The organism is Veillonella sp. ACP1 (genome assembly GCF_000286635.1).
GTDB lineage: Bacteria > Bacillota > Negativicutes > Veillonellales > Veillonellaceae > Veillonella > Veillonella atypica.
In genome coordinates this window covers 18,710-28,977 of the sequence record NZ_ALKL01000022.1, presented here as the reverse complement: position 1 = coordinate 28,977, position 10,268 = coordinate 18,710, and the positions used below count along the sequence as shown (strand labels likewise).

At 41.5% G+C, this 10,268-nt stretch carries 1 protein-coding gene; it reads right to left on the bottom strand.

The window, feature by feature from the left end; all coding sequences use genetic code 11:
• Positions 1-10,033: ESPR-type extended signal peptide-containing protein (locus HMPREF1151_RS07895; protein WP_009661661.1), on the bottom strand; the 10,033-nt coding region annotated here is incomplete at its 3' end.
• Positions 10,034-10,268: the final 235 nt, after the last annotated feature.

The following is a 10,268-nucleotide window of genomic DNA, read 5'->3' as shown; positions in this document are numbered from 1 at the left end:
CTGCCGCATTGACTACAAGGTTACCAGTCTTCACATCTACATTGTATGTTTTTACACCACCAGTAGTGGAATCAGATACCGTAGCTAAACCTGTGCCAGTGACCTTAACAGCATCTTGTGCAGATGTAGCTGCCAAATTTTTGATCACTGTTTCACCAGCAGGAGAAATGTTGGACAAGTCTTTATCAGCAGATTTTTCGGCAGCCGTTACAGCAGCTGTCAACTTAGCTGTTGGAGCAATGGTTACATCATCGCCTGTGGCAGATGTTGTAATCAACGCGTTTGCACCAGTATCACCTTTAATGTTGAATTTAATACCACCAGTTGTGCTTAATTTTTTAGCTGTTGTTGTGCCAGAATCACTACCTAAGGATACTTTGTTATCTCCTAATGTGCTGATGGAATCAGTAGCTGCCTTCACAGCATCATCCATTTGTTTCTTGTTAACAGCAGCATCATCAGTAGTTGCTTTGCCAACGTTCTTGATTTGTGTATTGCCAGCATCGATACCAGAACCAGTCAATTTAACAGTGTTAGTACCATCTGTAGCAGTTACACCAGCAGGAGCAACAGTCGTTGTATTTGTACCATCAGTGGTTGTCATGCCACCTTTAGTGATAGTCGTTGTGTTACCAGCACCATCCGTAATTGTAGAGGAACCACCAGTTACAGTTTGTGTATTACCAGCTGCATCTGTATACGTAGCAGATGTTAAACCGGTTAAGGCTTTCGCCAACTTAATGTTCAATGTACCAGTTGTTGTATCACCTACTACAGCGATATTACCAGATGTAAGATCAGTTGCCGTAGTGGACGCACCGCCCTTGATGTTAAGTTGTTCGCCATGTTTACGGCTAATTACTGTTGCATCATCACCAGCAAAATCATGTTTTGCATCGGTCAAGGCTTGTTTTGTCTTATCGATAGCACTATTTACTACAGATGCTACATCTTGCGTAGTGGCTACGCCGTTTTTACCTTGCACCGTACCTTGTGTAGCACCATTCGCACCAATTTTACCAGTAGTATCGTCGATAACAAGTTTGCCTTCATCTACATTCACTGTATATGTTTTAACACCAGCAGCTGTAGCATCACTAACAGTAGCAAGGCCTGTACCAGCCACTTTTACAGCATCTTGTGCTGCTGTTTGTGCTACCGCTTTAACAGCATTTTCAGAAACAGTTACTGTATATGTTTCATTTTTAGCAGTACCAGTAAGACCGGATACACTAGCCAAGTTGTTATCGCCAGCGGCTAATTTACCATTAGCTACAGAACCAGCTTCTACCTTTTCAATGGATAGAGCACCACCAGCAGCAGATAATACAGCGGCATCTAATTGTCCTTTGTTAACTGCAGCATCGGCGGATGTAGCATTAGCAACGCCTTTAATTTCCTTACCACCTGCATTAATGCCAGTATTCTTATCGAGAACAATACCACCAACAGTGACTTTATCGAAGGATACGTTCTTAGCAGTGCCAATAGTAATGGATCGACCTGTATTGGTAATAGCAATGTTATCGCCATTGATGAAGTTCACAGTTTCGCCACCAGCTACAGCCGTTGTACCTGCACCATTGGTTTCTACATTCCAAGAAGCAGCTGTTTTAGCAAGGTTCTTGATGTAGGTATCGCCAGCAGCAGACAAGTTGGACAAGTCTTTATTAGCAGAGTTTTCAGCAGCTGTTACAGCAGCACTCAACTTAGCTGTTGGAGCAATCGTTACATCATCGCCTGTTGCAGATGTTGTAATGAGTGCATTCGCACCAGTATCACCTTTAATGTTGAATTTAATACCACCAGTTGTGCTTAATTTCTTAGCTGTTGTTGTACCAGAATCACTACCTAAGGATACTTTGTTATCACCTAATGTGCTGATGGAATCTGTAGCTGCCTTCACAGCATCATCCATTTGTTTCTTGTTAACAGCAGCATCATCAGTAGTTGCTTTACCAACATTCTTAATTTCTGTACCACCTGCACTGATACCAGCGCCACCAAGAGTAACGGTATGAGTACCATCTGTAGCAGTTACACCAGCAGGAGCAACAGTAGTTGTATTTGTACCATCAGTGGTTGTCATGCCACCTTTAGTGATAGTCGTTGTGTTACCAGCACCATCTGTAATTGTGGAGGAACCACCAGTTACAGTTTGTGTATTACCAGCACCATCTGTGTAAGTAGCAGATGTTAAACCGCTTAATACTTTAGCAAGGCGGATGTTCAATGTACCTGCACCATCGGATACGACACCGATATTACCTGTTGTCAAATCAGTAGTAGCCGTTACGCCACCTTTAACGGATAAGACTTCACCGTGTTTACGTACAGAGGTGGTACCTGTATCGCCATCGAATTTGTGTTCTGCATCAGCAATAGCTTGTGCTGTATCAGTTTTGGATTTAGTGATGGCATCGTTAATAGCGGATGCTACATTTTGTGTAGTGGCTACGCCATCAGCACCAGCGGCACCGCCTGCACCTGTTGTGCCATTTGCACCAACTTGGCCAGCCGCAGTTACCACAAGGTTACCAGTCTTCACATCTACATTGTATGTTTTTACACCACCAGTAGTGGAATCAGATACCGTAGCTAAACCTGTGCCAGTGACCTTAACAGCATCTTGTGCAGATGTAGCTGCCAAGTTTTTGATCACTGTTTCACCAGCAGGAGAAATGTTGGACAAGTCTTTATCAGCAGATTTTTCGGCAGCCGTTACGGCAGCTGTCAATTTAGCAGTTGGAGCAATGGTTACATCATCGCCTGTAGCAGATGTTGTAATGAGTGCATTCGCACCTGTTTCACCTTTAATGTTGAACTTAATGCCACCAGTTGTGCTTAATTTCTTAGCTGTTGTAGAGCCAGATTCACTACCTAACGAAACAGTATTATCTGTTGCACCTTTCAATGCATCATCCATTTGTTTCTTATTAACCGCAGCATCATCAGTTGTTGCTTTACCAACGTTCTTGATTTGAGTATTGCCAGCATCGATACCGGAACCAGTCAACTTAACTGTGTTAGTACCATCTGTAGCAGTTACACCAGATGGAGCAACAGTTGTTGTATTCGTACCATCAGTCGTAGTTACGCCACCTTTAGATACAACGGTAGAATTACCAGCTGCATCAGAAATCGTAGAGGAACCACCTGTTACAGTTTGTGTATTACCAGCTGCATCTGTATAGGTTGCAGAGGTTAAACCAGTTAATACTTTGGCAAGTTTAATATTTAATGTGCCAGATGTTGTATCACCTACGACTGCGATGTTACCAGATGTAAGATCAGTTGCCGTAGTGGACGCACCGCCCTTGATGTTAAGTTGTTCGCCATGTTTACGGCTAATAACAGTCGCATCATCACCAGCAAAGTTATGTTTAGCATCATCTAACGCTTGTTTTGTCTTATCGATAGCACTATTAACTACATCGGCTACGTTTTGAGTAGTAGCTACGCCATTTTTACCTTGCACCGTACCTTGTGTAGCACCAGCAGCACCAAGTTTACCTGTTGTATCATCGATAACAAGTTTGCCTTCATCTACATTTACGGTGTATGTTTTAACACCAGCTGCTGTAGCATCGCTTACAGTAGCAAGGCCTGTACCAGCTACCTTAACAGCATCTTGTGCAGCAGTAGCAGCTACTGCTTTAACAGCATTTTCAGAAACAGCAACTTGGTATGTTTCACCCTTAGCTGTACCAGTTTGACCTGTTACAGTAGCAAGGTTATTATCACCAGTCAATGTCTTAGCTACTACCTTTTCAGTAGATAAGGAACCACTAGCGGCAGCAGTGATAGCAGCATCCATTTGGCCTTTATTAACAGCAGCATCGGCAGTAGTACCATCGGCAATGCCTTTAATTTCCTTATTACCTGCATTAATGCCAGTATTTTTATCAAGAACAATACCACCAACAGTGACTTTATCGAAGGATACATTTTTAGCGGTACCAATTGTAATGGATCGACCTGTATTGGTAATAGCGATGTTATCGCCATCGATGAAGTTAACAGTGTCGCCACCAGCTACAGCAGTCGTACCACCGCCATTGGTTTCTACATTCCAAGAAGCAGCCGTTTTTGCAAGGTTCTTGATGTAGGTATCGCCAGCTGCAGTCAAGTTGGACAAGTCTTTATTCGCTGCATTTTCAGCTGCAGTTACAGCGGCTGTTAATTTAGCGGTTGGCGCAACAGTTACATCATCTCCTGTAGCAGATGTAGTAATGAGTGCATTCGCACCTGTTTCACCTTTAATGTTGAACTTAATACCACCAGTTGTGCTCAATTTCTTAGCTGTTGTAGAGCCAGATTCACTACCTAACGAAACAGTATTATCTGTTGCACCTTTTAATGCATCATCCATTTGTTTCTTATTAACCGCAGCATCATCAGTTGTTGCTTTGCCAACGTTCTTGATTTGAGTATTGCCAGCATCGATACCGGAACCAGTCAACTTAACTGTGTTAGTACCATCTGTAGCAGTTACACCAGCAGGGGCTACTGTTGTCGTATTTGTACCATCAGTCGTTGTTACGCCACCTTTAGATACTACAGTAGAGTTACCTGCTGCATCAGAAATCGTAGAGGAACCACCTGTTACAGTTTGTGTATTACCAGCTGCATCGGTGTAAGTAGCAGATGTTAAACCGGTTAAGGCTTTTGCCATCTTAATGTTTAATGTGCCAGTTGTTGTATCACCTACGACTGCGATGTTACCAGATGTAAGATCAGATGCTGTTGTACTTGCACCGCCTTTGATGTTAAGTTGTTCGCCATGTTTACGGCTAATAACGGTAGCATCATCACCAGCAAAGTTATGTTTAGCATCATCTAACGCTTGTTTTGTCTTATCGATGGCAGAATTTACAACAGATGCTACATTTTGTGTAGTGGCAACGCCATCTTTACCTTGCACCGTACCTTGTGAAGCACCAGCAGCACCAATTTTACCTGTTGTATCATCAATAACAAGTTTGCCTTCGTCTACATTGACTGTATATGTTTTAACGCCAGCAGCTGTAGCATCGCTAACAGTAGCAAGGCCTGTACCAGCTACTTTCACAGCATCTTGGGCAAGTGTTTTAACTTTATCAGAACCAGTTGTAGACAAATTAGACAAGTCTTTGTCAGCAGATTTTTCTGCAGCGGTTACAGCGTTTTGTAATTTTGTGCTTGTACCAACGGTAATAGTATCGCCAGATACAGTAGTTGTAACAAGCGCATTTGCACCGCTTTCACCAACAACCTTGAGTTTACCAGTTTTAATATTAACGGAACCATCAGTTGTGCCATCATTGATTGTCAATGTGGAGGAGATACCAGCCAATGCATCATCCATTTGTTTCTTGTTAACGGCTGCATCGTCGGTTGTGCCTTTTTTAACGCCTTTGATTTCTTGATTACCAGCGTTGATGCCGCTAGTGGTAATAGAAATTGGTGTAGCACCAGTACCAGTAGGTGTGACTGTTACACCAGCACCATTGATAACGGTTTGGTTACCAGTAGCATCTGTGAAAGTACCACTTGTTAAACCTGTAAGGTTTTTAGCCATTTTGAGGCTCAATGTGCTAGTTGCCTTATGCCCTACAACAGCGATATTTCCATCTGTTACATCGGCACCAGAGGCAACAGAACCTTTAATATTTACCGTTTTACCAAGTTTCAAGCCAACGGTATCACCTGAGTCACCAGCCATGTTAATTGGCATTTTTAGAATGGTTTCTGCTGTTTTGTACAATTGAGAACCATTGACCGCATCTGTAGAGGTAGCTGTAACGGCACCCGCTGCGACGTTCTTAATTTGACGTTCTGTACCGGTGGCACCAACAGATACAATAGAACCATTGTTAAGGCCTGTGTTACCAGCATAACCAGCAGCTTCGAAGGTAACACCATTAATAGTAGAATCGGTAGCCGCTGCATATTGATCAGCAGAACTTGCATTACCAAGTACTACGGCACCATCTAGTCCTGTACCTACGTTTACGCCATTGCCCATCACCATAACATTCGAGGAATCTACGGAGTTATTATTACCTACTACATGAATCCCTGTTGTACCAGTTGTACCGGCAAGATTTCTATTACCCATGAACGTAGATTCAGAGGCTTTAATAGGGTTTGTGGCCGTACCATTATCGTTGCCATGTACATGTGTACCAGTTGCTGTGGTATCGATGTATGATGGATCACCGATGGCACTGGATTTATTACCTTTTACTTCGTTGCCTGTACCGATGGAGATGGATTTTTCACCAGATGCTTTAGCACCAGATCCAATAGCAATTGCTTCCTCCCCACTTGCTTGTGCATTAACACCACCTGCAATGGATTTTGTACCTGTAGCACCTGCTTTAGAACCGGAGTACCCATAGTTCGTAGTCGCATTACCTACTGTTTGTGTGCTTGTACCATCATTGATATGCATATAGCTCGACATATTCTTAGACAATGTATCGGCTACAGCATATAATTGAGAGCCGTTGATACCATCAGTAGATGTAGCAGATACTTCACCAGCAGCGACGTTTTGGATACGACGTTCATAATCGCCAGCACCGATTGTTACGGCACCAACAGATTGAGCACCCGCAAAGCCAGTGATTTCATCACCATTGATAGTGGCTTTACTTACCTTACCAAACGCACCGCCTGTTGTGTTGTTGCTTACAACGATGTTGCCGGTTGAATCGTATTTTTTAGTGTGAATACTTTGTTCACCAGTCAAATGACTTTCATCATCTACTAATGCGTCTGGGGTGAAAGCATAGGATTCATGACCGAGGTAAACAGAATTACTAAGTGTACCTTCTATATATCCAGTATCTGTACCACCATACATATGCTGTCTTGTAACAGTTACAGGTGTGATAAGTTTATTTTGATCTGTTTGCCAAGGGATAGTAGAACCCAATTGATGAAAATACGTACGAGTCCGATTATCATAGGAGCCTATAGCTACTGTATTTTTACTAAACACTTGGACACCATTACCAACAGCGATAGAATTACTATTATCAGAGTTTGTGCCCTCTTGTCCAGCACCGAGCATTGCAGAATATCCAATTTGAGCACCACCAATTGCCACAGCGTTTTTTGAATTTCTACCATTTACACTAGTGCCCAATCCAATAGCTACCGAGTTTTCAGCTTCTGTACCAGAACTAGGGCCTATACCCACTGAGAATTTACCATATGTAGAATTATTATTACCTATTGATACTGAACCAGCACCAGAGGCATAGCTAGCCGCACCTAACGCAGTAGCACCTTCAGCGTTACTAGATGCTGATTGCCCAAAAGCACTACCATTAGCATATTGAACACGAGCATTCGAACCTATTGCCACACCACCCTGTGCACCTGATTCTACAATACCAAGCATAGCAATACTTCGTTCAGCCTTAGCATAAGTCGAACTTCCACCAATGGCTATAGCCACATTACCTTGTGCTGTAGCATTTACACCTATAGCAATAGAACTGTTCCCCGTAGCCCCGCCTTTTTCATTAGCCTTACCAAGGTTTGTTGTAGCATTACCAGCACCTTGTGTAGATGTCCCATCATTAACATGCATATAACCAGATATATTCTTAGACAATGTATCGGCTACGGCATATAATTGAGAGCCGTTGATTCCGTCAGTAGATGTAGCAGATACTTCACCAGCAGCGACGTTTTGGATACGACGTTCATAATCGCCAGCACCGATTGTTACGGCACCAACGGATTGAGCACCAGCAAAGCCAGTGATTTCATCACCATTGATAGTGGCTTTGCTTACCTTACCGAATGCACCGCCTGTTGTGTTGTTGCTTACAACGATGTTGCCAGTTGCATCGTATTTTTTAGTATGGATGCTATTCTCACCACTAGAGGAATTTTCACCATCAGTCAAAGCATCGGGAGTAAATGCATAAGAATCATGTCCAAGATATACTGAATTCCCTAATGTTCCTTCATGATATAAGTTTATACTACTACTAAAAATACTAGAAAATTTACTTTTAGTCGGTGCTATAAAATCAGTTGCAGTTTTACTGGACTTAATATTATCAAAAGTTTTATCACCCATAACAATCGTATTGCTACGAGTTACGTATGCATTGTTACCAATAGCAATACTATTTTTTACAGGTTCTAGATACTGCTCTCCTTGCATACTAGATATCCCTAAGGTTGGTGCTGCGGTTTCCATATGCATAATAGTTGATGTAGGATTCCCAAAAGTATCACGAGTATATGTTCGGCCTGCACCTATATATGCACCTCCAATAGCAATATTATTATTACCCGCAACTAGACTCCCATTTATAGCTACTGAATCGTTTCCACTATAAACATATGAATTATTTAACGCTAAGTTTTTATCACCATTTGTAGAGCTTGCCCCCATAGCAATACTATAAGTACCACTAGTATTGGCATCACTACCAATAGCAATTGAATGACTACTATTGACATGAGCATTTCCACCTATAGCAATAGACGCATCATTAGTGGTACCACTTTGGTAACCAATGGAAATAGAATTTTTTCCTTGAGATTGTGCATTTTTACCTACAGCAATGGAATAATTTCCTAAAGCACCACTTTTTTCGTTGGCTTTACCTAAATTATTACCTCCACCAGCACCTTGTGTAGATGTACCATCATTAACGTGCATATACACATCAGGGCTTGCACCAGCGGTTACAGCTCTAACGGCTTCGTATAACTGACTACCGTTGATGGCATCTGTAGAAGTTGCGGAAATCTCACCGGCGGCTACATTTTTAAGTTGGCGTTCATTATTAAGTTTACCAATAGAAAATGTATTCCCATAGGTTAGGGATGAAGAGTTGCCAGCATAATTGGAAGCATCTAAATTTACCCCATTAATATTTAAAGTACCACTTGGTTTATTAAGGGTTGCAAATTCCGAATTATAACCAATGGCTACCGCACCTTTTACGCCACTTAAATGAGTGTTTGACTGAATATTAGTACCAATCGCTATTTGTGATTCACCATTAATGTCATTTCCACTACCCATGATTATGCCATTTTTCACAATTCTAACAACATTATCATGACCAATAACTACACCACCATCAGAGTATACAACTGTGCCACCACTATAAGCATTATTCGAACCTAGAATAACGGCTTTATTTGTAGCTTGGGCATTACGGAAACCTATATTTACGGAACTTCCTTGTGCATTTAAAGAAGCATTGTTACTAGACACCATACCAGTGCTATTTGATCCAATAGCAATAGAATCAGTAGCTTGAGCTAATGTACCCATCGCAATAGATGTTTCACTATTATGAAAATTTTCCGCGAGTGCACCGTACCCAATCGCAATGGTTCTGTCACCTCGAGCAGTAGCAGCACCAATCGCTGTAGAAAAATTAGGATCGGTGATATAACTGGTTACTTTGCTACCATACCCAATTGAAACATTTTGCTTTCCTCTTAGTATATAGCCATCGGAAAGTATAGAAACATTTTTATCTCCACCAATACGTTGAAAATCACCTAACGCAACATTATAATTTCCCTCCGCATCACTACTGATTGATGAGTCATTACCTTGTGAAGAAATCGTAGTTCCATTACCAACAATGATGTTATGTTGACCTTTTACGTTATTGACTGATCCAAGAATTTCATTATTATTAGTTGACGTCCCATAATCCTTATTATTAATACCTACAACAGTTGAATATTGTCCTTGTATTTGTGAGTTAGCACCGACTAAGGTAACTCCAGAATTTGTTGCTTGTGCATTTTCACCTACTGCAACGGAGGTATTATAAGCGGCCGTAGCTCCAGTACCATATTGAGTACCAGTAGCGGCCGATGCCACTCCCCCGCACATAATCATAGCCACCATCACAGCTGCCACACTTTTACCAGCTAGTGAGGTAACTACAGATTTAACGCTAGATTTGCCGTCTCGTTTTGCAATTTCCGACACCACAACCCAAGCGTTTTTGGTTTTTGACCATATAACTTTGTATATATGATTCAGACCCATATCTATACACTCCTTTTGTCCCTATATTGGATGTACACACTCTATAGACATAATGCTACCAAATGCCCCCCCCCCGTCAACATTTTTATTCATCATTTCTTCATTATTTACATAAGTTTGCAGATTAGTTTAATATTTAGATAACATATGATAAGTTTATCTTATATTTTAATATTTCATTAATTTCTATATTCTACAGGAATTTATTGGTTTCTTATAAGTATTCTCAATCTAC